23 protein-coding genes are annotated in these 25,890 nt (G+C 73.3%); 13 read left to right on the top strand and 10 right to left on the bottom strand.

Features of this window, described 5'->3' with window-relative positions:
• The first annotated feature begins 24 nt into the window (after positions 1-24).
• From ACIP84_RS34340 to ACIP84_RS34320, 5 genes are all read left to right on the top strand, one after another.
• A complete protein-coding gene (locus ACIP84_RS34340; protein WP_355966602.1) occupies positions 25-912 on the top strand; it encodes a DUF4429 domain-containing protein in 888 nt (295 codons plus the stop codon).
• A 236-nt stretch (positions 913-1,148) separates the two neighbouring features.
• Positions 1,149-2,546, top strand: coding sequence for a sensor histidine kinase (locus tag ACIP84_RS34335; RefSeq protein ID WP_401803353.1), 1,398 nt, complete (start codon positions 1,149-1,151; stop codon positions 2,544-2,546).
• Positions 2,543-3,223 carry a response regulator gene (locus ACIP84_RS34330; protein WP_401803350.1) on the top strand — a complete coding sequence of 227 codons (681 nt, stop codon included), beginning with the start codon at positions 2,543-2,545 and terminating at the stop codon, positions 3,221-3,223. The genes ACIP84_RS34335 and ACIP84_RS34330 overlap by 4 nt, the downstream gene beginning before the upstream one ends.
• Before the next feature lie 290 nt (positions 3,224-3,513).
• Positions 3,514-4,569, top strand: coding sequence for an alpha/beta hydrolase (locus tag ACIP84_RS34325; RefSeq protein WP_401803347.1), 1,056 nt, complete (start codon positions 3,514-3,516; stop codon positions 4,567-4,569).
• Positions 4,566-5,783 carry an acyltransferase gene (locus ACIP84_RS34320; RefSeq protein WP_401803345.1) on the top strand — a complete coding sequence of 406 codons (1,218 nt, stop codon included), beginning with the start codon at positions 4,566-4,568 and terminating at the stop codon, positions 5,781-5,783. Before ACIP84_RS34325 ends, ACIP84_RS34320 begins: the two co-directional genes overlap by 4 nt.
• Positions 5,784-5,843: 60 nt before the next feature.
• Here ACIP84_RS34320 and ACIP84_RS34315 read toward each other — a convergent pair whose 3' ends face one another.
• Together ACIP84_RS34315 and ACIP84_RS34310 are read right to left on the bottom strand one after the other, a co-directional pair.
• The gene (locus ACIP84_RS34315; RefSeq protein ID WP_355966613.1) at positions 5,844-6,869 is read right to left on the bottom strand and encodes an aldo/keto reductase; all 1,026 of its coding nucleotides are present in this window, start codon (positions 6,867-6,869) and stop codon (positions 5,844-5,846) included.
• On the bottom strand, positions 6,866-7,309 hold the full coding sequence (locus ACIP84_RS34310; protein ID WP_355966615.1) for a MerR family transcriptional regulator: 444 nt from the start codon (positions 7,307-7,309) through the stop codon (positions 6,866-6,868). The genes ACIP84_RS34315 and ACIP84_RS34310 overlap by 4 nt, the downstream gene beginning before the upstream one ends.
• Positions 7,310-7,360: 51 nt before the next feature.
• Here ACIP84_RS34310 and ACIP84_RS34305 point away from each other — a divergent pair, with 51 nt between their 5' ends.
• A complete protein-coding gene (locus ACIP84_RS34305; protein WP_401803343.1) occupies positions 7,361-8,191 on the top strand; it encodes a serine hydrolase domain-containing protein in 831 nt (276 codons plus the stop codon).
• A gap of 23 nt (positions 8,192-8,214) precedes the next feature.
• Here the strand turns inward: ACIP84_RS34305 and ACIP84_RS34300 are convergent, their stop codons facing one another.
• From ACIP84_RS34300 to ACIP84_RS34280, 5 genes are read right to left on the bottom strand one after another with little or no spacing between them, the layout of a single operon-like run.
• The gene (locus tag ACIP84_RS34300) at positions 8,215-8,898 is read right to left on the bottom strand and encodes a hypothetical protein (protein WP_401803340.1); all 684 of its coding nucleotides are present in this window, start codon (positions 8,896-8,898) and stop codon (positions 8,215-8,217) included.
• Entirely contained in the window at positions 8,895-10,454 is a 1,560-nt protein-coding gene (locus tag ACIP84_RS34295) for an ATP-binding protein (RefSeq protein WP_401803337.1), read from the bottom strand. The genes ACIP84_RS34300 and ACIP84_RS34295 overlap by 4 nt, the downstream gene beginning before the upstream one ends.
• Entirely contained in the window at positions 10,451-11,143 is a 693-nt protein-coding gene (locus ACIP84_RS34290) for a response regulator transcription factor (RefSeq protein WP_030321847.1), read from the bottom strand. Before ACIP84_RS34290 ends, ACIP84_RS34295 begins: the two co-directional genes overlap by 4 nt.
• A gap of 47 nt (positions 11,144-11,190) precedes the next feature.
• A complete protein-coding gene (murJ, locus tag ACIP84_RS34285) occupies positions 11,191-12,885 on the bottom strand; it encodes a murein biosynthesis integral membrane protein MurJ (protein WP_401803334.1) in 1,695 nt (564 codons plus the stop codon).
• On the bottom strand, positions 12,882-14,057 hold the full coding sequence (locus ACIP84_RS34280; RefSeq protein ID WP_355966625.1) for a peptidoglycan bridge formation glycyltransferase FemA/FemB family protein: 1,176 nt from the start codon (positions 14,055-14,057) through the stop codon (positions 12,882-12,884). Before ACIP84_RS34280 ends, murJ begins: the two co-directional genes overlap by 4 nt.
• A 206-nt stretch (positions 14,058-14,263) precedes the next feature.
• On the opposite strand from ACIP84_RS34280, the gene ACIP84_RS34275 reads away from it, so the two are divergent.
• A complete protein-coding gene (locus ACIP84_RS34275) occupies positions 14,264-15,442 on the top strand; it encodes an Ig-like domain-containing protein (protein WP_401803331.1) in 1,179 nt (392 codons plus the stop codon).
• Between the two features lie 19 nt (positions 15,443-15,461).
• Here the strand turns inward: ACIP84_RS34275 and ACIP84_RS34270 are convergent, their stop codons facing one another.
• Positions 15,462-16,220, bottom strand: a complete 759-nt coding sequence (locus ACIP84_RS34270) for a pirin family protein (RefSeq protein WP_401803328.1) — start codon at positions 16,218-16,220, stop codon at positions 15,462-15,464.
• Positions 16,221-16,373: 153 nt separating this feature from the next.
• Here ACIP84_RS34270 and ACIP84_RS34265 point away from each other — a divergent pair, with 153 nt between their 5' ends.
• The 5 genes from ACIP84_RS34265 (at position 16,374) to fabF (ending at position 21,259) form a co-directional block, all read left to right on the top strand.
• Complete coding sequence (locus ACIP84_RS34265; RefSeq protein WP_073917732.1) at positions 16,374-17,555, top strand: CdaR family transcriptional regulator; 1,182 nt, start codon at positions 16,374-16,376, stop codon at positions 17,553-17,555.
• 89 nt (positions 17,556-17,644) lie between these two features.
• Positions 17,645-18,562, top strand: coding sequence for an ACP S-malonyltransferase (locus tag ACIP84_RS34260; protein WP_401803325.1), 918 nt, complete (start codon positions 17,645-17,647; stop codon positions 18,560-18,562).
• Positions 18,563-18,580: 18 nt separating this feature from the next.
• On the top strand, positions 18,581-19,612 hold the full coding sequence (locus tag ACIP84_RS34255; RefSeq protein WP_401803322.1) for a ketoacyl-ACP synthase III: 1,032 nt from the start codon (positions 18,581-18,583) through the stop codon (positions 19,610-19,612).
• Between the two features lie 56 nt (positions 19,613-19,668).
• Positions 19,669-19,917 (top strand): acyl carrier protein, encoded by a 249-nt coding sequence (locus ACIP84_RS34250; protein WP_015033413.1) that lies wholly within the window; start codon positions 19,669-19,671, stop codon positions 19,915-19,917.
• Between the two features lie 79 nt (positions 19,918-19,996).
• Positions 19,997-21,259: a beta-ketoacyl-ACP synthase II gene (gene fabF, locus ACIP84_RS34245; RefSeq protein WP_355966637.1), complete on the top strand. Its 1,263-nt coding sequence runs from the start codon at positions 19,997-19,999 to the stop codon at positions 21,257-21,259.
• A 315-nt stretch (positions 21,260-21,574) separates the two neighbouring features.
• Here fabF and ACIP84_RS34240 read toward each other — a convergent pair whose 3' ends face one another.
• A complete protein-coding gene (locus ACIP84_RS34240) occupies positions 21,575-22,069 on the bottom strand; it encodes a DUF3145 domain-containing protein (RefSeq protein WP_030321864.1) in 495 nt (164 codons plus the stop codon).
• Positions 22,070-22,328: 259 nt separating this feature from the next.
• Here ACIP84_RS34240 and ACIP84_RS34235 point away from each other — a divergent pair, with 259 nt between their 5' ends.
• The gene (locus ACIP84_RS34235; protein ID WP_355966641.1) at positions 22,329-23,270 is read left to right on the top strand and encodes an SGNH/GDSL hydrolase family protein; all 942 of its coding nucleotides are present in this window, start codon (positions 22,329-22,331) and stop codon (positions 23,268-23,270) included.
• 57 nt (positions 23,271-23,327) lie between these two features.
• Here the strand turns inward: ACIP84_RS34235 and ACIP84_RS34230 are convergent, their stop codons facing one another.
• The gene (locus ACIP84_RS34230) at positions 23,328-25,799 is read right to left on the bottom strand and encodes a glycoside hydrolase family 3 protein (protein ID WP_401803317.1); all 2,472 of its coding nucleotides are present in this window, start codon (positions 25,797-25,799) and stop codon (positions 23,328-23,330) included.
• Positions 25,800-25,890: the final 91 nt, after the last annotated feature.

Genomic DNA, 25,890 nt, shown 5'->3' with positions numbered 1-25,890 from the left:
CACGCGCCGCTTACGATGAGGCGTATGGGTGATGTGCTGGCCGGAATTCATGCCACCTGGGAGTTCGAGAGTGACGCCCTCGTCATCCGCTTCGACCGGGGGAACCGTGCGCCGAGGCTCTTCGGCGTGCTGCGCGAACGACGTGTACCGCACGAGGCGCTGGCGTCCGTGACGCTCTCGCCCGGCAAGCGGGGCACCGTCGTGCTGCACGCCGTGCCGAGACCGGGCGCCGATCCGCTGATGGAGGCGGCCGCGGGGCAGCTCTCGGAGAACTGCGACCCGTACCGCCTGGTGCTGCCGGCGGACCGGGAGACGCTCGCCGAGTACTACCGGGACGAGCTGCGGGCCGTGGTCGGGCCCGGGGCGGCGGGGGCGGCGTACTACGACGACCCCTCGGACGGCGACGGCGTGACGCCCGCCGACCGCTTCCTCGTGGCGCCGCCGCAGGGGCCGCAGTCCTTCAAGGCCTACGACGGGAAGGCGAGCTTCGACGGGCAGTCGGAGGTCTCGTTCCGCTGGTCCTGGACCGGGGCGTCCTCCGAGAAGTGGAAGGCGGGTGACCAGTTCTTCCACGTACGGGATCTCTGCGGGGTCGAATGGCGCTCGCCGGACGTCCTGGACGGGCATCTGCGGCTGGTTCCCCGGGGTGGCGAACCGCGCGCGCCCCAGCCCGACCGTGACCCCGCCTCCGTCCTGTTCGGCCTCGGATACGGGCCGGTGCACCTGTCCCTCCCCTTCGCGGCGTCGGTCCTCGCGGCGATCAGGACCTCGGACCGCGTCCCGGCCCGTACGGCCGCCGCTCCCGGGGCCGTCGCTGAAAGGATTCGGCACCTCGGTGAACTGCACCAGGCGGGACTGGTGACGGACGAGGAGTTCTCGGCGAAGAAGGCGGAACTCCTCGCGGAGCTGTAGGCGACGCCGTACCCGGAACGGAAGCCGTGCCCGGAACGGAAGCCGTACCCGGAACGGAAGCCGTACCCGGAACCGCAGCCGTACCCGGAACGGAAGCCGTACCCGGATCCGTGGGGCGCACCACGCGCAGCGCGAACCCCCGCGCCATACCCCGCCGTCATACCCCGGTATCAGGCCGGAGCCCGGTCCCCGGTATGACGTCGGGGGCCGGGCCGCCTGCCTACCCTGAGCTGGTCATGGCTACCGAACCGCGGCACGAGCCGCCCACCCTCACCCTGCGGCAGCTCAGCACCCGGACACGCGAGATGTTCCAGGGGCTCGGGACCGCGCTCACCACGCCCACCACCCCGGGGGCGCCGCTCCTCGCCGACGCCTCCTCCCGGTGGGTGCGGCTGCTGCCGTACGCCGTCGCCCTCGCGTTCGTCGCGTCGCTGCTCCCCACCACGGTCCACCTCCTCGCCGGGGACTACGGCGTCAACGGCGCGCTCGCCGGGGCCATCGGCACCGCCCAGACCGCGCCGCTGCTGCTCGCCGTCGCCCGTCCGCTCCAGGCCTGGTGGATCATCTTCGCCGCCGACGTGCTCGGCGCGGTCGTGCTGCTCGCCGCCGACGGACCGCGCGCCGAGCTCTGGCCCTGGACCCCGCCGAGCGTCATCGGCTACTGCGCGCTGATGATCGCGCTCGGCCTGCGCGAGTCCCGCCGGGCGCTGTTCGGGGTGTGGCTGGCGACCGGCGTCGCCGGGTACGTCCTTGAGGTGTTCCGGCCGGCCGGGTACACCAGCGTCCACACCCTGCTCGTCGTCCTCAGCGGGGTGCTGCTCCTCCTCACCTCGGCGGTACGCGCGCGTGGCGACGCCCAGCGGCGGCTCGTCGAGCAGGAGACCATCAGCGAGGCCGAACGGTCCCGGCGCACGCTCCTGGAGGAGCGGGCCAGGATCGCGCGCGAGCTGCACGACGTGGTGGCCCACCACATGTCGGTGATCACCGTGCAGGCCGACTCGGCCCCGTACCGCATCCCGGACCTCCCGGACGCGGCGCGCGAGGAGTTCACCTCGATCGCGTCGAGCGCGCGCGAGTCGCTGGCCGAGATGCGACGGTTGCTGTCCGTGCTGCGCAGCGACGGCAGCGAGGGCGAGCGGGCCCCCCAGCCGGGCCTCGACCGGGTCCAGCAGCTCGTCGAGGCGACCGTACGGGCCGGGGTGCCGGCTGAACTGCGGCTCGCCGCCGACCTCGGCGAGGTACCGCAGGCGGTGGACCTGTCCGCGTACCGGATCGTGCAGGAGGCCCTCGCGAACATCGTCCGGCACGCACCGGGGGCCTCGACCCGGGTGTCGATCCGGGCGGACGGCGTATGGCTGACGGTCCTCGTCGTCAACGGGCCCTCGGCGGAGGCGGGTTCCGGGGTGGAGCGCGGCGCGTCCGGCACCGGGCACGGACTCGTCGGCATGCGGGAACGCGTACGGTTGACGGGCGGCTCGCTCGACACCGGGCCGCTGCCGGACGGCGGCTTCCGGGTCGCCGCGAGGCTGCCGCTGACCCCGGACCCGGTCCCCGCCGTGGCGGCGCCCCCGGCCCGGGGCCCGGCGCCGGCCGCGTCTCCGCCCCCGACCCCGAACGCCGAGGACCCCGAGTGACCATCCGCGTGATCATCGTCGACGACCAGGCCATGGTGCGGGCCGGATTCGCCGCGCTGCTCGCCGCCCAGCCCGACATCGACGTCGTGGGCGAGGCCCCCGACGGGCGGCAGGGCGTCGACGTGGCCCGCTCGACGCACCCGGACGTGGTCCTCATGGACGTCCGGATGCCGGAGCTGGACGGGCTCGCCGCCGCCCGGGAGATCCTCCATCCGCCGGCCGGGGTCGTCCACCGGCCGAAGGTCCTCATGCTGACCACCTTCGACGTGGACGACTACGTGTACGAGGCGCTGCGCGCCGGCGCGTCCGGCTTCCTCCTGAAGGACGCGCCGCCGGCCGACCTGATCGCCGCGGTACGGGTGGTGGCGGCGGGCGAGGCCCTGCTCGCCCCGTCCGTGACCCGCCGGCTCATCGCCGACTTCGCGGCCTCCCGGCCCGCGCCGCGCAAGGACACGACGGCGCTGCGTCTGAACGGGCTCACCCCGCGCGAGACCGAGGTCCTCGAACTCATCGCCCGCGGCCTGTCCAACCAGGAGATCGCGGACCACCTCGTCCTCGCCGAGCAGACGGTGAAGACCCACATCGGCCGGGTCCTCGCCAAGCTGGACCTGCGCGACCGGGCGCAGGCGGTGGTCTTCGCCTACGAGTCGGGGCTCGTGACCCCCGGCACGTCCTGACGTCCGGGTGGCCGGGCTCGTGACCCCCGGCACGTCCTGACGTCCGGGCCTCGCGGTCCGGGGCACGGCACGTCCTGACGTCCGGGTGGCTGTCCCCCGGGGACAACCACGTCCGGGTGGCTGTCCCCCGGGGGACAACCCCACCCCCCGCCTGGTGTTGCCTGCTCCGCCACCCCCTACCCCGGTATCAGACGGGAGTTGGCACCCCGGTGTGACGTGCCGTCACACGTCGTCTTCCTACCTTCCTCTCGCCAGCGAACGAGCGAGTACCGGAGAGGGAGGGCGACCCCATGCGCCGTATTTCGAGGACCCTGATCACCGCGGCCCTGGTGACCGCCGTGGTCGGCGGGACGGCCGGCTGGGCGTCCGGTGACAGCCAGGAGGCCGTCACCGGGGCGCCGGTCGGTACGGCGGAGTGGCGGGCCGCCGGGCTGCCGGACCCGGAGCGGACCGACCCGGCCGGGGTGGCGCGGTTCTTCGCCGGTCTGAGCCCCGTACGGCAGCGGGAGCTGGCCCGGACGCACCCGACGGTCGTCGGGAACCTCGACGGGGCGCCGCTCGAGCTGCGGTACGAGGCCAACGCCCGCACCACGCACGGGGCGTTCGGCGAGGCGCGGGTCCTCGCCCACGACACGCGCGGCCGGGGCCAGGTGGCCCTGGTGTACGGGGATCTGGCGCGGGCCGAGCACGTCGCGGTGATCGTGCCGGGCTCGGACGTCGACGCGGGCCACGTGCGGCCGCTCACCGGCATGGCGGCCTCGCTGCGGCAGGCCACCGGCGGGGACACGGCGGTCGTCGCCTGGGCCGGGTACACCACCCCGGTCGGCGTCGGTCTCGACGCGGCCACCGGCCGGCTCGCCGAGGCCGGGGCGGGCCGGCTCACCCGCTTCACGGACGGTCTCGCGGCCGTCGGGGCGCCCGAGCCGTCCCTGTTCTGCCACAGCTACGGCTCCGTGGTCTGCGGCCTCGCCGCCCACGATCTGAAGGCCAAGGACCTGGTGGTCTTCGGCTCCCCCGGGATGCGCGCGGGGAACGTGGACGAGCTCGGCACCTCCGCCCGCGTCTGGGCGGCGAAGGATCCCACCGACTGGATCGACCGGATCCCGAACGTCGAGGTCGGGGACCTCGGGCACGGCGCGGACCCCACCGAACCGGCCTTCGGCGCCCGCCGGATCGCGGCGGACGACGCGGCCGGCCACGGCGGCTACTTCGCGCCGGGCACCTCCTCGCTGCGCGCCTTCGCCGCGATCGCGGACGGCTCCGCCCTCACCGGCGAGAGCCTCCCCACCGCCGACGGCTCCGTCCGCGTCGCCGCCGCCGACCGCACCGAGGGAGACGTCCGATGAGCTCCCTCGCGACCACGGTCCGCCGCACGGCCCGGAAGATCGAGTCGGGCACTCCCGCCCACCGCGACCGGGCGATCGACGGGCTGCGCGCCCTGGCCCTGCTGGCCGTGCCCACCGGCCACTGGCTGCTGGGCGGTTTCACGCTCTCCTCCGACGGGGCCCTCCACAACGCCAGCCCGCTGGGCACGTTCGGGGGGCTGGCGCCGGTCAGCTGGGTCCTCCAGATGCTGGGGATCTTCTTCCTGGTCGGCGGCTACGCCTCCGTCCTCTCGTACCGGCGCAGGAAGGGCTCCACGCGCGCGTGGCTGGGTGGCCGGCTCGCGCGGCTCGGCCGCCCCGTCCTCGGTGTCACCGCCGTCTGGGCGGCGCTGCTGCCCGTGCTGCACTTCGGGTTCGACGTGCCCGTGGACACCCTGCGGACGGCGTCCACGCTGGTGATCCAGCCGCTGTGGTTCGTCGGGGTGTACACGGTGGTCACCGCGCTCACCCCGCTGTGCGTCCGGGCGGCCCGCCGCCTCGGGGTGTGGGCCGCGGCCCCGCTGCTCGGCTCGGTGGCGGTCGTCGACTTCCTGCGGTACGGCCCGTACGCCGACGCCGTACCGTCCTGGCTCAGCCTCCTCAACATCCTGCCCGGCTGGCTCTTCGCGTATCAGCTCGGCGTCTCCTGGGGGGAGGGCCGGGTCACCCGGCGGCAGGCCTGGTGGCTGCTGATCGGCGGGGCCGCGCTCTTCGCCGCCCTGCTGCTGGCCTTCGGCTACCCGGCGTCGATGGTCGGGGTCCCCGGCGAGGCCCGCACGAACTCCCACCCGCCGTCGCTGCTGGTCCTCGCCCTGGCCGCGGCGCAGAGCGGCGCCGCGATCCTGCTCAGGGACCGGCTCGGCAGGCTCCTGAAGCGGCCCGCGCTGTGGGCGCCGGTCGTGGTCGTCAACCTCTCGGCGATGACGATCCTGTGCTGGCACCAGACGGCGATGCTCACCGCGGCGGTCCCCGCCTCGTACCTCGGGGAGGTCCCGGGTCTGGTCGGCGCACCGGACTCGGTCGGCTGGATCCTGGCACGGCTGGCGTGGATGCCGGTCTTCGCCGGACTGCTCGTCCTGATCGGGCGGTACGCGCGCGGGTTCGAGTCGCCGTGGGCGGGGACCGGCCCGGGCCGGCGCACCCTGGCGGGGCTGCTCGCGGCGGGATTCGCGGTCTTCGCCCTGGGGCTCGCGTGACGCGCGGCCCCAGGGGCCGGCGTGACGCGCGCCCCAGGGGCCGGCGGGACGCGGGGTCCCTCAGGCCTCGCGCGACACCGCCGTGAAGCGCATGTCCGGGTAGCGGTCGCCCGCCACCAGACCGGCGATCGGCTCGAGTTCGGCGAGTTCGGCTCCGGTGAGGGTGATCCGGGTGGCGGCGGCGTTCTCCTCCAGGCGGGAGCGCTTGCGGGTGCCGGGGATGGGGACGACCGTCAGGCCGTGCACGGAGGCCCGCTGCTGCACCCAGGCGAGGGCGATCTGGGCCGGGGTCGCGCCGTGCGCGGCGGCGATCTTGCGGACCGGGTCGAGCAGGGCGGCGTTCCGCTCCGCGTTCTCGCCGGTGAACCGGGGCTGGTGCCGGCGGTAGTCGCCGCCCGTGAGGTCCTTGGCGGCGTCGGCGAAGGATCCGGTGAGGAAGCCGCGGCCGAGCGGCGAGTACGGCACGACGGTGACGCCGAGTTCGGCGGCGGCGGCGACGGCGCTGCGCTCCACGTCCCGGGAGAAGAGCGACCACTCCGACTGGAGGGCGGCGATCGGGTGGACGGCGTGGGCCTCGCGCAGTTCGGGCCCGGTGACCTCGCTGAGGCCGAGCTGCTTGACCTTGCCCTCCCGGACGAGTTCGGCCATCGCGCCGACGGACTCGGCGAGCGGGACCTGCGGGTCGCGGCGGTGCATGTAGTAGAGGTCGATGGTCTCGACGCCGAGGCGGCTAAGGCTGCCCTCGACGGCGGTCCTGATGTACGCGGGGTCGTTGCGGATGCCCCGGTAGGCGGGGTCGTCGGCGCGCCGCTCCAGGGCGAACTTGGTGGCGAGGGTGACCTCGTCGCGGTGGGCGGCGAGGAACGGGGCGAGGAACCGCTCGTTGGCGCCGCTGCCGTAGGCGTCGGCGGTGTCGATCAGGGTGACGCCGGCCTCCAGGGCCGCGTCGAGGGTGTCGCGGGCGGCGGCCTCGTCGGTGTCGCCGTAGAACTCGCTGATGCCCATGGCGCCGAAGCCCTGGACGCCGATCGCGGGTCCGTCCTGGCCGCCGAGCCGTACGGTGTCGATCCTGGTCGCGCTGGTCATGAAGACGTGCCTCCGCATGTGGTCCCGTAATGACTGATCTTGATGTCGAGCACGGCGAGCGTGTCCTGGAGTTCGGTGATCCGGGAGAGCACGTCGCGCCTGGTGGTCTCCAGGAGTTCCCGCCGTTCGTCGCGGGTGTGGTCCCCCTCGCGGACGAGCTCCGCGTACCGGACCATGTCGGCGACCGGCATCCCGGTCAGCCGCAGCTTGCCGACGAAGGCGAGCCAGCCCAGGTCCCGCTCGGTGAAACGGCGCTGGCCGGTGTGCGAGCGGTCGACGTGCGGCATGAGTCCGATCCGCTCGTACCAGCGCAGGGTATGGGCGGTGAGCCCGGTCAGGGCCGCGACCTCGCTGATCGTGTAGTACGCCCGGGGGATCCGGGTAGCGCTCGTACTCGTGCCTGTCGTCGTGCTCGTGCTCGTGCTCGCCATCACGCTCATGCCCCCACGCTAAAACGTTGGAGTGCACTCCAAGCAAGTAGGCTCGGCCCCATGCAGAGCAGCGTGCCGAGCCTGGCGTCGATCGAGAACTGGCCCGTCCCCACCGCGGCGGCCGCCGTGGTCCGCGCGGACGGCACCCTGGCCGGGTCGTACGGCCCCACCGGGCAGCGCTTCCCGCTGGCCTCCGTCACGAAGCCGCTCGCGGCGTACGCCGTCCTCGTCGCGTACGAGGAGGGGGCGATCGACCTCGACGAGCCGGCCGGGCCCGAGGGCGCGACCGTACGCCATCTCCTCGCCCACACCTCGGGGCTCGCGTTCGACGAGAACCGGGTCATGGCCGCGCCGGGCACCCGCCGGATCTACTCCAACGCCGGTTTCGAGGCTCTCGGCGACCACCTCGCCAAGGCGACGGACATCCCCTTCGCCGAGTACCTGCACCAGGCGGTCCTGGAGCCGCTGGGCATGACGTCGACGTCGCTGGAGGGCTCGCCCGCCAAGGACGCCGTCTCGACCGTGGACGACCTGGTGCGGTTCGCCGCCGAGGTGCAGGCGCCGCGGCTGCTCGACCCGCGCACCGTCCTGGACGCGATGAGCGTCGCGTACCCCGGTCTGACCGGCATCCTGCCCGGTTACGGACACCAGCGGCCCAACGACTGGGGCCTCGGCTTCGAGATCCGCGACGGCAAGTCCCCGCACTGGACGGGTGCCCTGTCCTCGCCGCGTACCTTCGGGCACTTCGGGCAGTCCGGCACGTTCCTGTGGATCGACCCGGACGCGCGTGCCGCGTGCGTGGCGCTGACCGACCGGCCCTTCGGGGCGTGGGCGGTGGAGGCCTGGCCGCCGTTCACCGACGCGGTCCTCGCGGACCTGCGGACGGCCTGAGACACGGCTGTCCGCGGACGCGGTCAACCGTCGCAGCGGGCGGTGGGCAGGGTGCCGTCCGGGCCGTTGAGCGACACCTCGACCAGGCCTTTCGCGTCTTCCGCGAAGGCGGTCGTGCAGATCAGCTGGCGGACGGCCGCCTCGGACAGCTTCTTGACGGGGAAGGGCGTCCGGACCCAGACCAGCCGGCGCGCCGGGTTCCCCTGCGGGGCGTTCCCCTCCGAGGCCTGCAGCATGGTCGGGGCCTCCCCCTTCGCCTCGGGCAGGGCGGTGGTGATGCCCGCCGCCCTCTCGTTCTCCCGGGGGCCGGCGAGGAGCATGGCGAGGATCTTGTCGGTGACGATCCCGCTGCGGTCCAGGTCGTCGCGGGATATCTCGTAGCCGGGACCGAACACGTCGGTCGGGACGTTCTCTCCCGAGTCCCCCGACGGGGAGGTGGCGTCCGGGAAGGGCCGGCTGAGGTCGCGGGCCACCGGCATCGACCGGCCGTCGGGCCCGACGAAGTAGAGCACGATCCGTTCCTCGGGCATCGGCGGCGCGACGTGGAGCGTCGCCGCCCCGCCCGCCTCGACGACGTCGGTCTTCTGTATGCCGCAGCCGGCCAGCGCGGGCGGGGCCAGCAGGGCGAGCAGGGCGACGGCGGCCGCGCCGCGGCGCTTCGCGCCCGCTCGCCGGCGGGGCACGGCGGTGGCCTCCGGGATGTTCACAGCGGCATCCGCACGGTGAAGACGGCCCCGCCCTCGGGGTCGTTGGCGGCCGTGACCGTGCCTCCGTGGAGCCGTACGTTCTCCAGGGTGATCGCGAGACCGAGGCCGCTGCCCGCCGAGCGGGTACGGGCCTGGTCTGCCTTGTAGAAGCGGTCGAACACGTGCGGCAGGACGTCCGGGTGGATGCCGGGGCCCCGGTCGGCGACCTCCGTCACGAGCCGGTCCCCCTCGGCCCAGAGCCGGACCGTCACCGGAGCCCCGCCGTGCCGCAGCGCGTTCCCGACGAGGTTGGCGACGACCACGTCGAAGCGGCGCGGGTCGAGCCGGGCCCTGATCCCCTCCGTGAGGTACGGGACGACCTGCTCCGGGTCGGTCCAGTACCGGTGCTGGAGGGTTTTGCGGACGCAGTCGGCGGCGTCGACCTCGTCGGTGTGCAGCTCGGCGGCGCGGGCGTCGAAGCGGGAGATCTCCATGAGGTCTTCGACGAGCACGGCGAGCTTCCCGGTTTCGGCGCTGATCAGGCGGACGGCGCGGGCGGTGTCGCTGTCGAGGCTCCCGGCGTCCTCGTCGAGGACCTCCGTGACGGCGAGCATCCCGGCGAGCGGGGTGCGCAGTTCGTGCGAGACGTCGGAGGCGAAGCGGCGGGCGCGGGCCTCGGCGTTGCGGAGTTCCGCGACGGAACGTTCCAGCGCGGCGGCCGACTCGTTGAACGTCCGGGCGAGATCGGCGAGTTCGTCGCTGCCCTTGGCGTGGATACGGGTGTCGAGCCGGCCTCGGCCCATGCTGTGGGCCGCGTGGCGCAGCTCCCGTACCGGCCGGAGCACGCCGCGCGCGGCGATCAGGGCGGGGATCAGGGCGATGGCGAGCGCGGGCAGGGCGCCGTCGCGGGCGGCCGTGACCATGGCCTCGACGTTCGCCTCCTCCTCGTCCAGTTCCATGACGGCGTAGAACACGAGACCGGTGCGCTGCGGCGGGCCCTCGGGCGAGCGGGCGAAGAAGACGGCGGGAACGGCCATCGTGAGGTACGGGGTGCCGTTCTTGACCACCCGCTGGAAACTGCCGTGCGGGACGGCCTCGTCGTCGGCGGCGCGGGCCCGCAGCTCCGGGGTGATGACGGAGGAGGTGGGCCGGTCGGTGGAGGAGACGCGGAGGGTGCCGTACTCGGCGTAGACGCGCCAGGTGCGGGGCTTGCCCTGGCGGGCGACCAGCATGAGCGAGTCCCGCAGCATCTCGGGCTCGACGGGCAGGGTGATGCCGAGCGCGTCGACCTGCTCGCGGAAGGCCGAGACCGCGGTGTCCTGGGTCTGCTCCAGGATGGCGTTGCGGGCGGCCCGGTAGGTGAGGGCGGCGGTGGTGCCGCAGCCGACGGCGGCGACGAGCAGGAAGGCGAGGACGAGCCGGGTGCGGAGACCGAAGGGGTGCGGCCGCAGCCGCGGGCTGCGGCCCCCGCGGCGGGACGCGCGCCCGCGCCCGGTCGCCCCGTGACCGTCATGGCCGCCGTGACCGCCGGGCCCCTCGTCCCCGGTGTCCTCGTCCGGGGTGACGCAGGCCTTCACTGCGGGCCCAGCGGACCGAAGCGGTAGCCGAAGCCGCGGAGGGTCTGGATGTAGCGGGGGTCACCCGGGGTGTCCTCGATCTTGTTCCGCAGCCGGCGGACGCAGGCGTCGACCAGCCGGGCGTCCCCGTGGTAGCTGTGCTCCCAGACGTGTTCCAGGAGCTGCTGCCGACTGAAGACCTGCTCGGGCGCGGCGGTGAGATGGAGCAGCAGCTTCAGCTCGGACGGGGCGAGGGCGATCCGCTCGCCCGCCTTGGCGACGGTGAGACCGGCCCGGTCGATGGCCAGCTCCCCGTGGAACTCGACGGCGGCCCGGCCGCCGGCCGGCTCCTCGATGCGGCGCAGCACGGCCCGTATCCGCGCCTCGATGACCTCGGTACGGGCGGGCTTGACGATGTAGTCGTCGGCGCCGGCCTCCAGACCGATGACGACGTCGAAGTCGTCGCCGCGGGCGGTCAGCATGATGATCGGCAGCTGGCTGCTCTCGCGGACCCGGCGGCAGACCTGGACGCCGTTGATGCCGGGCAGCATGAGGTCGAGCAGCAGCAGGTCCGGCCGGAACTCCGCGAGCGCGTCGAGCCCGGCCTCCCCGGTGGCGGCGGTGCGCACCTCGTGCCCGCGGCGGCGGAGCCCGAGCTCGACGCCTTCACGGACGGAGGGGTCGTCTTCTATCAGGAGCACGCGGGGCATCTGTGAAGTATCCAAGGTCGAAGGGACCCTCCTGCCGGAGGGGTGGCTCAGGTGCGGTGGGCGAGACCGCGCAGCCGGCCGGTCCCGGCTCCGATGAGGGACTGGACCTCGGTGAGCCGGAGGGGCTGGGCGAGGACGGCGAAGACGGTGAGGACGGTCAGCGCGCCGGCGGTCCCGGAGGGGACGGCCCCGGCGGGACCGGTGAGGTCGGTGACGAGGAGCCCGTAGCCGGCGGCGGGCACGGCGGCGAACAGCAGCCGCGCGAGCGCGGAGACGGAACCGCCGGAGGCCGGACCGCCCGCGCCGCCGGAGGTCGGACCGGGCGCCGGGCCGGTCCCGGGCGCCGGGCCGCTCCCCTTGAGCCGCCTCCTCAGCACGTACGCGGTGAGGCCCCAGCCCGCCCAGAGGGCGAGCGTGTACCCGGCGGCCATGCCGGCGACGGCCCACCTGATGGGCAGGTACTGGTACGCGGCGAACGACAGCCCCGCGTTGAGCCCGGCGATCACCAGGTTGAGCAGGAACGGGGTACGGGTGTCCCGCAGCGCGTAGAAGGCGCGGTTGCACACGTACTGACCGGAGAGGGCGACGAGGCCGGGCGCGAAGGCCATCAGGATCCAGGACATCGCGCGGATGTCGTCGCCGGTGGTCGCTCCGTACCGGAAGACGACCGTCATCAGCGGGACGGCGAGCGCGAGGAGGGCGCAGGCGGCCGGGACGACGGCGGCCTGGCTGGTCCGCAGGGCGTACGAGACGTCCCGGCGGACCCCCGCGAGGTCGCCGTCGGCGGCGGCGGCGCTCATCCGGGGCAGCAGCGCGGTGACGAGGGAGACCGTGATGATGCCGTGCGGGACGGACCACAGCAGATAGGCGTTGTTGTACGCGGCGAGGCCGCCGCCGCTGACGCTGCCGCCCGCCGAGGTGGCGAGCAGGGTGGTCAGCCAGTACGCGCCCTGATTGGTGAGAACGAGCAGGACCAGCCAGCCGGCCGAGCGCAGCGGGGTGGCGAGGCCGCTGCCGCGCCAGTCGAAGCGGGGCCGCCAGCGGAAGCGGGCGGCGCGCAGCGAGGGCACGAGGGCGAGCGCCTGGATCACGATGCCGGCGGTGGTGCCCCAGCCGAGCAGGGCGGTCTCCCCGGGGGTGAGGGTGCCGCCGTCGCTGACCACGAGGAACAGGGCGAAGACGGAGACGACGACCACGTTGTTGAGGACGGGCGTCCACATCATGGCGCCGAAGCGGCCCCGCGCGTTGAGGACCTGGCCGAGGAGGGTGAACAGGCCGAGGAAGAAGATCTGCGGAAGGCACGCGCGCGCGAAGGCGACGGTCATCTCCCGCTGCTCGCCGACGTAGTCGGTGTACGTGTCGACGATCAGGGGTGCGGCGAACACCGCGCCGGCCGTGAGGGCGACGAGGGCGAGCCCGCAGAGGGTGAGCAGCCGGTCGGTGTAGGCGACTCCGCCGTCCTCGTGCTCCTTGGCGGCCTTGACCAGCTCGGGGACGAAGACGGCGTTGAGGGCGCCGCCGAGGAGGAGCGTGTAGATGATGGTGGGGACGGTGTTGCCGACCGCGTAGCCGTCGGCGACGGCGGCCGCGCCGAGCGCGGCGGCGACGACGGAGGCGCGGACGAAGCCGGTGGCACGGGAGACGAGCGAGCCGGCGGCCATGAGCGCGCCGCTGCGCAGCGCGGACGGCTTGGCCTTCGCCCGGCCCCTGCCGGGCCTTTCCGCGGTGAGCGTGGCCGTCATCGGCGGGCCAGATACGCCTGGAAGGCGCGGAACAGCGCGTGGTTGGTCGTGCCCTGCATCGGTGTCTCCCACTCCCCCAGCGTCTCGACGACCTGTCCGCCCGTGCCGAGCTTCCAGCGGAGGAGCCCGTGGGCACGGTCGCCCGGGTCGAGGGTGGAGGGTACCCCGCGCAGGTCGTAGACGGCGGCGCCGAGCGCGTGGGCGTCGAGCATCATGCGCCACTGGAGGGCGTTGGAGGGCCGGACCTCGCGGCGGTGGTCGGCGGAGGCACCGGTCTGGTACCAGACGCGGCCGCCGACGGTGACCATCGTGTGGGCGGCGAGGATCTCGCCCTCGTGGCGGGCCAGGTAGAGCTTCATCCGGCCGGGGTGTTCGGCGTTGAGGACGGCGTACTGGCGCTCGTAGTAGGCGAGGGAGCGGCCGAGCCGGAAGCCGTCGCGCTCCTCGGTGACGCGGAGCAGCCGGTAGAACTCGGGGAGGTCGGCGGCGGATCCGACGGTGATCTCGACCCCGGACTTGCGGGCCTTGCGGACGTTGCGCCGCCATTCCTGGTTGAGGCCGGTCCACAGGTCGTCGGGGGTGCGCCCGGTGAGCGGCACCTGGAAGACGTGCCGGGGCTGGGCGTCGGCGCCGTCCTCCGACTCGCCGCCGCAGCGGCGCCAGCCGCGGGCGCGGAGCCGTTCGGCGACGGCGGTCCCCAGCGGGTCGACCTCGTCGGCGAGGACGTCGGAGAGCCGGCGGCCGGGTCCGGCGGCGGCCTTGACGGTGGCGGCGTTCCACCGCCGGTAGGCGGGCCCGGGGCCCATGCGTACGGCGAAGGCGCCGCAGGAGCGGAGATACCCGAGGAGCGGGCCGAGCCAGCCGTCGATGTCGGCGTCTGCCCAGTCGGCGACGGGGCCTTCCGGCAGGTAGGCGAAGTACTTGCGGGTGCCGGGGAAGGGCCGCAGGAGGACGAGGGCGACGCCGGTCAGTCCACCGGACTCCGGTCCCCAGCCGATCAGTTGGTGCTGCCAGCCGTCCTTCACCTGGGCCCAGGCCGGGACCTGGAGGAAGCTGGGCCCGCCCGCACCGGAGCGGGACGCGAGGAAGGCGCGGTAGACCTCGGGGGTCACGGGGCCGAGCCGCAGGGCGCGGCGCTCGGTGGGTGCGGCCGTCACGAGCAGGGCTGACACAACGGAGCCTCCTTGTTCCGCCCCTCGGTGGTGGGGCGCACAGCAGGCTCACAGCCGAATTCGACGGAGTCGCGCGGCGAATGTGACCGGACGATGACCGTTTTGCCGCAGGCCTCGTCATACGGGCCCCGGGCCCCCGTGCGGCGCGGGGAGCGACCTACAGTCCGAAACATCCCACTCACTCCTCATCACTGCGGAGGTCTCCCGTGCTGCGCATACGCACACCCCGTCCCGTTCTCGCGGCAGTCGCGCTGACCGTCTCCCTGACGGCCTGTTCGGCTCAGGCGGCGAGCGGTCCCGGGGGGACCGGTGCCCCCGCGGCGGACGCGTCGAAGGGACCGCCGGCGAAGGTGACGGTCGTGGACCCGGCGGCCGGCGCCCCGGTGACGGTGACGGCGACGGGCGGCACGATCTCCGAGGTGAAGGTCGTGGACGCGGACGGCGGTTCGCTCGCGGGGCGCGCGGCCGCGGGCGGCACGCGCTGGGTCTCGGACCGCAAGGCGGCGCCGGGCACCGCGTACACCGTCGAGGTCACCTCGCGCACGGCCGACGGCAAGGAGTCGACGACCCGGTCCTCCTTCAGGACCGCCGAGGCGGACAAGGTCAACAAGCTGACCCTCGCCCCCGGCAAGAACACCACCGTCGGCATCGCCCACCCCGTCTCGATCGTCTTCGACCTGCCGGTGACGAAGAAGGCGGACGTGGAGCGGCAGTTGAAGGTGACCACCTCGAACGCGACCGAGGGTTCCTGGGGCTGGGTCAAGGACTACTCGGGCCGCGACAGGGCGGACTGGCGCCCCCGTACGTACTGGAAGCCCGGTACGAAGGTCACCCTGGAGGCGAATCTGAACGGCACGGACTCGGGCGGCGGTTGGTTCGTACGGGACTACCGCACCGGCTTCACGATCGGGGCGGCGCAGATCGTCAAGGTCGACCTGGACCGCCACAAGCTGACCCTGAGCAAGGAGGGCCGCACGGTCCGCACGATCCCGGTCTCCGGCGGCACCCCGGGCGGCGACAAGCGGTCCTGGCGGGGCACGGCCGTGCTGATGGCGAAGGAGGGCACCATCAACATGAACTCGGAGACGGTCGGCCTCGGTGACGCCTACGACAAGATGGTCGACTACTCGATGCGGCTGACCTGGTCGGGCATGTACGCGCACGCGGCCCCGTGGAACGCGCCGTACTTCGGCAACGCCAACAAGAGCTCGGGCTGCATCGGCATGAGCGACGCGAACGCCGCGTCCTTCTACGGCGCGGTGAACGTCGGCGACCCCTTCGAGATCACCGGCAAGGACACCAAGGGCACGGTCGACGAGGGCAACGGCTACGGGGCGTGGAACCTGAGCTGGGAGCAGTGGAAGAAGAAGAGCGCGCTCGCCTGAAGCCACGGCCCCCGGTCGCTCAGCCGAGGGCCTTGCGCCAGTCCCGCATCTCCCAGATCAGGACCTCCGCATCGGTCGTGGCGACGAGGGTGTGCCCCCGGGCGTCGGTGAGGCGGGCGGAGTCGCCGGGGCGCAGCGGCTCGCTGCCGGGCTTCCCGCCGTCGAGCTTCCCCTCGTCGGGCTTCTCCCCGCCGGGCTCCTCCCTGCCGGGCTTCCCCTCGCCGGGCTTCCCCTCGTCGAGCCCGACCGTGCCGCGCACGACGTGGACGTACGCGAAGTCGGCGGCCGGCAGGGCGACCCGCTCGCCCGCCGCGGGCCGGCGGACGTGCAGCCGCGCGTCCGCCGCCGGGAGGTCGTACGGCTCCGCGAGCCCGCGCACCACCTCGTACGAGGGCTGCCCGCCCGGCGACAGCGGTGCGAGCCACATCTGCACGAAGACGAGCGGCACGCCGGCGTCGTTGCGTTCGACATGCCGCACTCCCCCGGCGGAGCTCAGCCGCTGGAGGTCACCGGGGCGGACGACCGTGGTGTGGCCTGCCGTGTCGTGGTGGGTGAGCTCCCCCTCGACGACCCAGGTGACGATCTCGGTGTGGCTGTGCGGATGCTCGTCGAAGCCCGCGCCGGGCGCCAGCCGCTCCTCGTTGCAGGCGAGCAGGGCGCCGAAGCGGAGGTTGTCGGGGTCGTAGTGCGGCCCGAAGGACAGGGCGTGCCGGGTCTCGATCCCGGCGGCCGGGTCGCCCCCGGGGTACCGCTCCCCCGCGCGCTGGATGCGTATCACGGGCCCTACGGTAGTGCGGCCGCCCGGGGTCTCACCCGGGTCCCGCCGCGAGGCGCTCCCGGAGGTTCCGGCGTCGTCCGGCCGCCGACCCCGCCGGGGACGAACCCGCCCCGACCCCGCACGCTGCCGTCCCGATAAGGCAGTCTTGTCCCCGTGCCAGAACCCACGAACGCCCCTCACCCGCACGCCGCGACCCTGAAGCGCCTCGAACAGTCCTCCGGGCGGCTCGCCGCCAACGCCATTGCCCGCATGGACGAGACGCTGCCGTGGTACCGGGCGATGCCGCCAGAGAACCGGTCGTGGATCGGTCTGGTCGCCCAGGCCGGTATCGCCGCGTTCACCGAGTGGTTCCGGCACCCGGAGACCCCGCAGGCCATCTCGACGGACGTCTTCGGCACCGCGCCCCGCGAGCTGACCCGCGCGATCACCCTGCGCCAGACCGTCGAGATGGTGCGGACCACCATCGAGGTCATGGAGACGGCGATCGAGGAGGTCGCCGCCCCCGGCGACGAGTCCATCCTCCGCGAGGCGCTCCTCGTCTACGCCCGGGAGATCGCCTTCGCGACCGCCCAGGTGTACGCGCAGGCCGCCGAGGCCCGGGGCGCCTGGGACGCGCGCCTGGAGTCGCTCGTGGTGAACGCGGTCCTCTCCGGCGAGGCCGACGAGGGCGCGGTCTCGCGGGCCGCGGCGCTCGGCTGGAACTCGCCGGACCATGTGTGCGTGATCCTCGGCACGGCCCCCGACGGTGACAGCGAGCTGACCGTGGAGGCGATCCGCCGCGCGGCCCGGCACGCCAAGCTCCAGGTCCTCACCGGCGTCCTCGGCAACCGGCTGGTCGTCATCGCCGGCGGCAACGACAACCCGCTGGCGGTGGCGAAGGCCCTGATCGGCCCGTACGCGGCGGGCCCGGTCGTCGCGGGCCCCGTCGTCCCCGACCTGCTGGCCGCCACGCGCTCCGCGCAGGCCGCCGCGGCGGGCCTGAAGGCCTGCTCGGCCTGGCAGGACGCCCCCCGCCCGGTCCTCGCGGACGATCTCCTGCCGGAGCGCGCCATCGCCTCCGACCCTTCGGCGCGCGAGCAACTGGTGGAGGAGATCTACAGACCGCTGGAGGAAGCGGGTTCGGCGCTGCTCGAAACTCTCAGTGTCTACCTGGAGCAGGCCAGCAGCCTGGAAGGCGCGGCCCGGATGCTGTTCGTGCACCCGAACACCGTGCGCTACCGGCTTCGACGTGTGACCGACGTCACCGGCTGGTCACCCTCTGATGTCCGCTCCGCGTTCACTCTGCGGATCGCGCTCATTCTCGGACGCTTGGCCGACGGAGATCCGCAGTCCTAGACTTTTGTCGAACACCAACAATTCCCCCGACGGTTCTTCGTCCCTGTCCCCACGGGCGCTCGGAGCCGTCCGCAAGAGAGAGTGTGAGGGTGCTCGTACTCGTCGCTCCCGGCCAAGGCGCCCAGACGCCCGGCTTCCTGACTCCCTGGCTCGAACTCCCCGGCGCCGCCGACCGCATCGCGGCCTGGTCGGACGCCATCGGGCTCGACCTCGCCCACTACGGCACGAAGGCGGACGCGGACGAGATCCGTGACACCGCCGTGGCCCAGCCGCTCCTCGTCGCCGCCGGCCTGCTGTCCGCCGCCGCCCTCGGTGACGTGACCCCCGGCGTCGTCGCCGGTCACAGCGTCGGCGAGTTCACCGCCGCCGCGTTCGCGGGCGTCCTCGACGACACCGCCGCGCTGCGTCTCGTACGGACCCGTGGGCTCGCGATGGCCGAGGCCGCCGCGATCGCCGAGACCGGCATGTCCGCGCTGCTCGGCGGCGACCCCGAGGTCACCGTCCCGCACCTGGAGAAGCTCGGCCTGACCGCGGCCAACGTGAACGGCGCGGGCCAGATCGTGGCCGCCGGCACCATGGAGCAGCTGGCCGCCCTGGAGGCGGACAAGCCCGAGGGTGTCCGCCGGGTCGTCGCGCTCAAGGTCGCCGGCGCCTTCCACACGCACCACATGGCCCCGGCCGTGGCGAAGCTGGAGGCGGCCGCGAAGGAGCTGTCCCCGGCCGCCCCGACCACCCGCTACGTCTCGAACAAGGACGGGCAGGTCGTCACCGACGGCGCCGAGGTCGTGGCCCGCCTGGTCGGACAGGTCGCGAACCCGGTCCGCTGGGACCTGTGCATGGAGACCTTCCAGGCGCTCGGCGCGACCGCGCTGATCGAGGTGTGCCCCGGCGGCACCCTGACCGGCATCGCCAAGCGCGCCCTGCCGGGCGTGTCCACGGTCGCCCTCAAGACTCCCGACGACCTCGACGCGGCCCGTACGCTCATCGCTGAGCACGCGGCCGTCTGACAAGGAGTGTCGAGAAGCATGTCGAAGATCAAGCCCAGCAAGGGCGCCCCGTACGCACGGATCCTCGGTGTCGGCGGCTACCGCCCCACCCGGGTCGTGCCGAACGAGGTGATCCTCGAGAAGATCGACTCGTCCGACGAGTGGATCCGCTCGCGCTCCGGTATCGCCACCCGTCACTGGGCCTCTCCCGAGGAGACCGTCGCCGCCATGTCGGTGGAGGCCTCGGGCAAGGCCATCGCCGACGCCGGGATCAGCCCCGAGCAGATCGGCGCCGTGATCGTCTCCACGGTCTCGCACTTCAAGCAGACCCCGGCCGTCGCCACCGAGATCGCCGACAAGATCGGCGCCGGGAAGCCGGCCGCGTTCGACATCTCCGCCGGCTGCGCGGGCTTCGGCTACGGCCTGACGCTCGCCAAGGGCATGGTCGTCGAGGGTTCCGCGGAGTACGTGCTCGTCATCGGTGTCGAGCGGCTCAGCGACCTGACGGACCTGGAGGACCGCGCGACGGCCTTCCTGTTCGGCGACGGCGCCGGTGCCGTGGTGGTCGGCCCCTCCGACGAGCCGCACATCGGCCCCACGGTCTGGGGCTCCGAGGGCGACAAGTCCGAGACGATCAAGCAGACCGTGCCGTGGAACGAGTTCCACGTCGGTGACGTGTCCAAGCTGCCTCTCGACAGCAGCGGCGAGATCAAGTTCCCCGCCATCACGCAGGAGGGTCAGGCGGTCTTCCGCTGGGCCGTCTTCGAGATGGCGAAGGTCGCCCAGCAGGCGCTGGACGCCGCCGGCATCGCGCCGGACGACCTGGACGTCTTCATCCCGCACCAGGCGAACATGCGGATCATCGACTCGATGGTGAAGACGCTGAAGCTGCCGGAGCACGTCACGGTCGCCCGTGACGTCGAGACCACCGGCAACACGTCCGCGGCCTCGATTCCGCTCGCCATGGAACGACTCCTGGCGACCGGCAAGGCGAAGAGCGGCGACACGGCGCTCATCATCGGCTTCGGGGCGGGTCTCGTCTTCGCCGCGACGGTCGTTACCCTCCCCTAGGCACTCCGGTTCTCCCGGAAGCCTTTTCACAAGTAATCACAAGAAGGAGCGCCACCATGGCCGCCACCCAGGACCAGATCGTCGAAGGCCTCGCCGAGATCGTCAACGAGATCGCCGGCATCCCGGTCGAGGACGTCCAGCTGGACAAGTCCTTCACCGACGACCTGGACGTCGACTCGCTCTCCATGGTCGAGGTCGTCGTCGCCGCCGAAGAGCGCTTCGACGTCAAGATCCCGGACGAGGACGTCAAGAACCTCAAGACGGTTGGCGACGCTGCCGACTACATCCTGAAGCACCAGGCCTGATTCGGCCCTCGCTGACTCGGTCCGCCACCCGGCGGTGGCGCCGTATTCCGACCATCACACACATGGAGAACGAATTCCTGTGAGCTCGACCAATCGCACCGTGGTCGTCACCGGTATCGGCGCAACCACACCGCTGGGTGGCGACTCCGCGTCGACCTGGGAAGGTCTTCTCGCGGGGCGCTCCGGCGTCCGGCCCCTGGAGGGCGAGCGCTTCGCCGAACTGCCCGTGCAGATCGCCGCGACCGCCGCCGTCGACCCCGGTGACGTCCTGCCCCGCCCGCTCGCCCGCAAGCTGGACCGCTCGGCGCAGTTCGCGCTGATCGCGGCCCGTGAGGCCTGGGCCGACGCGGGCTACACCGCCCCCGCCGGCGAGGACGCGTCCGTCGCGCCCGAGCGGCTCGGGTCGGTCATCGCCTCCGGCATCGGTGGCGTAACGACTCTGCTCGACCAGTACGACGTGCTGAAGGAGAAGGGCGTCCGCCGCGTCTCCCCGCACACCGTGCCCATGCTCATGCCCAACAGCCCCTCCGCGAACGTGGGCCTCGAGGTGAACGCCCGGGCGGGCGTCCACACCCCGGTCTCCGCGTGTGCGTCGGGTGCCGAGGCCATCGGCTACGCCGTCGAGATGATCCGTACCGGCCGTGCCGACGTGGTCGTCGCCGGCGGTACCGAGGCCGCGATCCACCCGCTGCCGATCGCCGCCTTCGCCAACATGATGGCGATGTCCAAGAGCAACGACGAGCCGACGAAGGCCTCGCGTCCCTACGACACCGGCCGTGACGGCTTCGTGCTCGGCGAGGGCGCGGGCGTCGTGATCCTGGAGTCCGAGGAGCACGCGAAGGCCCGTGGCGCCCGCGTCTACTGCGAGGTCCTCGGCCAGGGCCTGTCGGCCGACAGCCACCACATCGCGCAGCCCGAGCCGACCGGCCGGGGCATCGCCGCCGCGATGCAGAACCTGCTCGACGCGACGGACCTCAAGCCGTCCGAGGTCGTCCACCTCAACGCGCACGCCACGTCGACGCCGCAGGGCGACGTCGCCGAGATCAAGGCGCTGCGGAAGGTCCTGGGCGACGACCTGGACCACGTGGCGATCTCCGCGACGAAGTCGATGACCGGCCACCTTCTGGGCGGCGCGGGCGGCATCGAGACCGTCGCGACGGTCCTGGCGCTCCACCACCGCCTGGCCCCGCCGACGATCAACGTCGACGAGCTGGACCCGGCGGTCGACGCGGACATCGTCCGCGACGAGCCCCGCGCACTCCCGCAGGGCACGATCGCCGCGATCAACAACAGCTTCGGCTTCGGCGGCCACAACGTGGTCCTGGCGTTCCGCACGGTCTGACCCGCACGTCCGACACACAGGAGGCCCGCCCCCGCCCTGGGGTGGGCCTCCTTCGTGTGCCGGCGCTCAGCGCAGCGACCCGGGCGGGCACGACGCCGTCCCGCTCGGCCGTCGTGACCAGTCGGCCGTCGCGGACGACGTTCCGGGCGGTGCGCCCGTCGCCGGCCCCCGGGAACGTCGCCGCGGCCCCGAACGCGGCGCCCGACAGCAGAACGTCGGCCGTGACCGGCGCCGTGCGTTCTCGCGTCACTTCTCTCCCGCCCGGCGCGCCCCCGCGCACCCGGGCGGGATCTGCCGCTCGCCGGTGACGGCCGGTCAGACGACCTGGTGCAGCCAGCGGACGGGGGCTCCCTCGCCCGCGTACCGGAAGGGCTCTAGTTCGTCGTCCCAGGGCTTGCCGAGCAGCCGGGCGATCTCGGCCTCCAGCTGGGTCTCGCCCTGCGCGGAGCGGGCGAGCGCCGCCCGCAGCCGGTCCTCGGGGACCAGGATGTCGCCGTGCATGCCGGTGACGGCGTGGAAGATGCCCAGGTCGGGGGTGGCGCTGTAGCGCTCGCCCTCGGCGGTGGGACAGGGCTCCGCGGTGACCTCGAAGCGGAGCATCTGCCAGCCGCGCAGTGCGGAGGCGAGTTCGGAGGCGGTGCCGGTACGGCCCTGCCAGGAGAACTCGGCTCTCCAGGTGCCGGGGGAAGCCGGCTGACGGATCCAGTCGAGCTGGACCCTCGCACCGAGGACACCCGCCACCGCCCATTCGACGTGCGGGCACAGCGCGCGCGGTGCGGAGTGAACGTACAGGACTCCACGTGTCGTCACCGGGACCTCCAGTGTGGGACGAGGTTCGCCTTTCCCAGCGGCCTCAGTAAACAGCATCAGGAGCAAAAGGTCACAAACCCTCAAAAAGGGGACAGGATGTGACGTGATGTAATTTACCGGAGCCGGTCGGCAAAGGTGCCTCTGGTTCGACGGGGGAAAAGCTACCGTGCCGCACCGTCATCGGTGTGACGTACGGTCGGTCCGGGGGCGGGTGAACACGAAGCTTTCACCCGCCAGGACGCCGAAGGAGGGGCCGGGGATGCGCGGCCGACGCAGAATCCGTACCGCTGTCGCCACCGCGACGGCGGCGCTCCTGTGCGCGGGGGCGCTGTCCGGCTGCACCGCCGGGGAGCCCGCGGCGAAGCCCCCGGAGGCGGGTGCCACCCCGAAGACGACACCCGGGACGACACCCGGCACGGCATCCGAGGCGGCCCCGGAACCGGCCCCGAGGCCGACCTCGCTGTGGGACGTCTCCCCCGCCTCCGTCGCCGCCGTCGGCGACTCCGTCACCCGCGCCTTCGACGCCTGCGCGGTCCTCGCGGACTGCCCCGAGTCCTCCTGGGCGACGGGTACCGACACCGCCGTGAACAGCCTCGCGCTGCGCCTGCTCGGCCCGGAGAAGGTCGCCACCCGCAGCTGGAACCTGGCGCGGACCGGGGCCCGGATGGCCGAGCTTCCGGAGCAGATGGCCGTGGCGGCCGCCGAACGTCCCGCGCTGGTCACGGTGATGATGGGCGCGAACGACGCCTGCCGCGCCACCCCGGACCTGATGACCCCGGTCGCCGACTTCCGGACGCACTTCGAGACGGCGCTCGCCCGGCTGCGGAAGGGCGCTCCGAAGGCGCAGGTGTACGTGGCGAGCGTGCCGTCCCTGATGCATCTGTGGTCCACGGGGCGGGTCATCCCGAGGGGGCTGGACGTGTGGAAGCTGGGGATCTGCGGCGCGATGCTGTCTGACGCGGAGGACCTGAGCGCCGCGGCGGAGCGGCGCCGCGCCGAGGTGCAGGACCGGGTGGTCGCGTACAACCGGGTGCTTTCGGAGGTGTGCGCGAAGGACGAGCGCTGCCGGTACGACGACGGGGCGGTCTTCGGGTTCCGTTTCGACACCGGCCAGTTGAGCCCCTGGGACTTCTTCCATCCGAGCCGCGACGGGCAGGCGCGGCTCGCGGAGCTCGCGTACCGGCGGATCACGAAGGAGTGAGGACCCCGGGGCGGTTGTCAGGTGCCGCCCCGGGGCCGGTCGTGGGGACCCCCGCCGTCAGATCTCGACCGTGGTGGTCAGGCGGGCGTCCGTGAGGGAGTGCGCCGCCAGGACCTCGTACGTCCCGGCGACGAGGGTCCAGTCGTCCTTCTCCTCGTCCCAGATCTCGAAGGCGCGGCGGGGCAGCTCGATCGCGGTCTCGACGGTCTCGCCGGGGCCCGCCTCGACGTTCGCGAAGCCGGTCAGCCAGCGGGCGGGGCGCTCCACGGAGTCGTCCACGGGCGCCAGGTAGAGCTGGACGACCTCGCGGCCGGCGCGGTCGCCGGTGTTGGTGAGCCGGACGGTCACGGTGTCGGGTCCGGCCGTCAGGGTGTCGTACGACCAGCTCGTGTAGCCGAGCCCGTGACCGAAGGCGTACGCGGGGACGGCGCCGGCCTTGTCCCAGGCGCGGTAGCCGATGAACACGCCCTCGGTGTAGTCGAGTTCGCCCTCGGTGGGGGTGGTCTCGGTGACGGGGGCGTCGGCGAGGGCGACGGGCCAGGTGGTGGGGAGGCGGCCGCCGGGTTCCTCGGCGCCGGTGAGGACGTCGGCGAGGGCCGCGCCGCCCTCCTGGCCGGGGAACCAGCTGAGCAGGACCGCGGCCACGTCCTCGCGCCAGGGCAGTTCGACCGGGGAGCCGGCGTTGACCACGACGACGGTGTTGGGGTTGGCGGCGGCGACGGCCCGGACGAGGTCGTCCTGGCGGCCGGGGAGGGCGAGGTCCTTGCGGTCGAAGCCCTCGGACTCGACGCGTTCGGTGGTGGCGACGACCACGACGGCGGTGTCGGCGGCACGGGCCGCCTCGACGGCCTCGGCGATCAGTTCGTCGGGGTCACGGCGCGGACCGAGGTGGACGAAGGAGAACATGACGGCCGGCAGCGGGGCTGCGAACTCCTTGTCGAGGGTGTGGAGCAGGGACACCTCGACGGTCTCGCCCGCGGTGAGCGCGACCTTGGCGCGCTCGACCGGAGAGCCGAAGAAGGCCTCGAAGGGGTCGGTCTCGGGGCCCATGGCCTGCACGCCCTCGTAGACGGTCGCGCCGTCGACGGTGAGGGTGTACGCGCCGAGGCCGCGGGTGCCGAAGGAGTGCTCGCCGGACTCGCGCGGGGTGAAGGTGCCGACGACCTCGATGGAGGCGAGGGCCTCGTGGGTGACGCCGGGCGGGAGGTCGTCGCCGATCCACTGGACCTGGCCGTTGGGCAGGGAGCCCTCGCCGAGCACGGCGCCGGAGGCGTCGCGGCAGCGGGCGCGCAGGGTGAACCCCTGATCGGCGGGCGCGAGTTCGTCGCTGGGATCGGCGCCGACGGTGAAGGTGAGCGTGCCCCCTTCGGGGCCGGCCGCGAGGGCGGCGGTGAGGCCGGCCAGCGGGGAGACGACGTGCTCGGGGAAGACCTGGGCGGAGCCGCCGCCGAGGACGCGGGCGTCGCGGGCGGCGGCGCCGGAGAGGGCGACGGTCGTTCCGGCGGCGAGGGGCAGGGCGCCGTTCTCGTTGCGGACGAGGACGAAGCCGCGACGGGCGACCTCGCGGGCGAGCGCGTCGCCGTCGAGGGGGGCCGGGGGTTCGGTGACGACCGGCGGGGCGCCTTCGAGGACGCCGACGCGGGCGGCGAGCCGCAGGACGTTGCGTACGGCCGCGTCGACCGCGGTCTCCTCGACCTCGCCGGCGCGGACGGCGGCGGCGAGCGCCTCGCCGTAGACGGTCTGCGGGCCGGGCATGGCGACGTCGAGGCCGCCCTCGATGTCGCCGGTGGTGGAGCGGGCGGCCATCCAGTCGGAGACGTTGTAGCCGTCGAAGCCCCACTCGCCGCGCAGGACCTCGTTCACGAGGTGGCGGTTCTCGGTCATGGTCACGCCGTTGACCCGGTTGTAGGCGGTCATGATGCCCCAGGGGTGGGCGTTCCTGACGATGGCCTCAAAGGGGGCGAGGTAGAGCTCGCGGAGGGGGCGCGGGGCGATCCTGTTGTCGACGGTGAAGCGGTCGGTCTCGGCGTCGTTGGCGACGAAGTGCTTGACGGTGGTGCCGACGCCGCCGTCCTGGACGCCCTGGACGTAGCCGGTGCCGACGGCGCCGGTGAGGAAGGGGTCCTCGCTGTAGGCCTCGAAGTGGCGTCCGCCGAGCGGGGTGCGGTGCAGGTTGACCGTGGGCGCGAGCAGGACGTGGATGCTCTTGCGGCGGGCCTCCTGGGCGAGGAGGCGGCCCGCGCGGCGGGCGAGGGCGGGGTCCCAGGCCGCGGCGAGCGCGGTCGGGGACGGCAGGGCGACGGACGGGTCGTCGGCGGTCCAGCGGACGCCGCGGACGCCGATGGGGCCGTCGGACATGACCAGGGACTCCAGGCCGATCTCCGGCAGGGCGGGCAGGGACCACATGTCCTGGCCGCCGAGCAGCCGGGTCTTCGTGTCCAGGTCGAGCTTGGCGAGCGCCGCCTCGACGACCTCTTCCCGTGCGGCGTCCGCCGCTGCCCGTGCCGTGTCCGCGCTGGTCTCCGCCATGGCGTACCTCCTCGTTGACGTACCGATGACCCCGATGACGCCATCGTGCACCCGGCTCCCTGTAGATCGGTAGGTGATGTTACTTCTTCGT

Source organism: Streptomyces sp. NPDC088707, from assembly GCF_044752725.1.
Lineage (GTDB): Bacteria > Actinomycetota > Actinomycetes > Streptomycetales > Streptomycetaceae > Streptomyces.
Note: the sequence above shows the minus strand (reverse complement) of the source record. Positions and strands in the feature narration are given on the sequence as shown.

What these genes read in the sequence shown, in the direction of transcription:
- ACIP84_RS34340 (WP_355966602.1), top strand. Translation starts at nt 25, where the DNA reads ATGGGTGATGTGCTGGCCGGAATTCATGCCACCTGGGAGTTCGAGAGT.
- ACIP84_RS34335 (WP_401803353.1), top strand. Translation starts at nt 1,149, where the DNA reads ATGGCTACCGAACCGCGGCACGAGCCGCCCACCCTCACCCTGCGGCAG.
- ACIP84_RS34325 (WP_401803347.1), top strand. Translation starts at nt 3,514, where the DNA reads ATGCGCCGTATTTCGAGGACCCTGATCACCGCGGCCCTGGTGACCGCC.
- ACIP84_RS34320 (WP_401803345.1), top strand. Translation starts at nt 4,566, where the DNA reads ATGAGCTCCCTCGCGACCACGGTCCGCCGCACGGCCCGGAAGATCGAG.
- ACIP84_RS34315 (WP_355966613.1), bottom strand. Translation starts at nt 6,869, where the DNA reads ATGACCAGCGCGACCAGGATCGACACCGTACGGCTCGGCGGCCAGGAC.
- ACIP84_RS34310 (WP_355966615.1), bottom strand. Translation starts at nt 7,309, where the DNA reads ATGAGCGTGATGGCGAGCACGAGCACGAGCACGACGACAGGCACGAGT.
- ACIP84_RS34305 (WP_401803343.1), top strand. Translation starts at nt 7,361, where the DNA reads ATGCAGAGCAGCGTGCCGAGCCTGGCGTCGATCGAGAACTGGCCCGTC.
- ACIP84_RS34290 (WP_030321847.1), bottom strand. Translation starts at nt 11,143, where the DNA reads ATGCCCCGCGTGCTCCTGATAGAAGACGACCCCTCCGTCCGTGAAGGC.
- murJ (WP_401803334.1), bottom strand. Translation starts at nt 12,885, where the DNA reads ATGACGGCCACGCTCACCGCGGAAAGGCCCGGCAGGGGCCGGGCGAAG.
- ACIP84_RS34255 (WP_401803322.1), top strand. Translation starts at nt 18,581, where the DNA reads ATGTCGAAGATCAAGCCCAGCAAGGGCGCCCCGTACGCACGGATCCTC.
- ACIP84_RS34250 (WP_015033413.1), top strand. Translation starts at nt 19,669, where the DNA reads ATGGCCGCCACCCAGGACCAGATCGTCGAAGGCCTCGCCGAGATCGTC.
- ACIP84_RS34235 (WP_355966641.1), top strand. Translation starts at nt 22,329, where the DNA reads ATGCGCGGCCGACGCAGAATCCGTACCGCTGTCGCCACCGCGACGGCG.
- ACIP84_RS34230 (WP_401803317.1), bottom strand. Translation starts at nt 25,799, where the DNA reads ATGGCGGAGACCAGCGCGGACACGGCACGGGCAGCGGCGGACGCCGCA.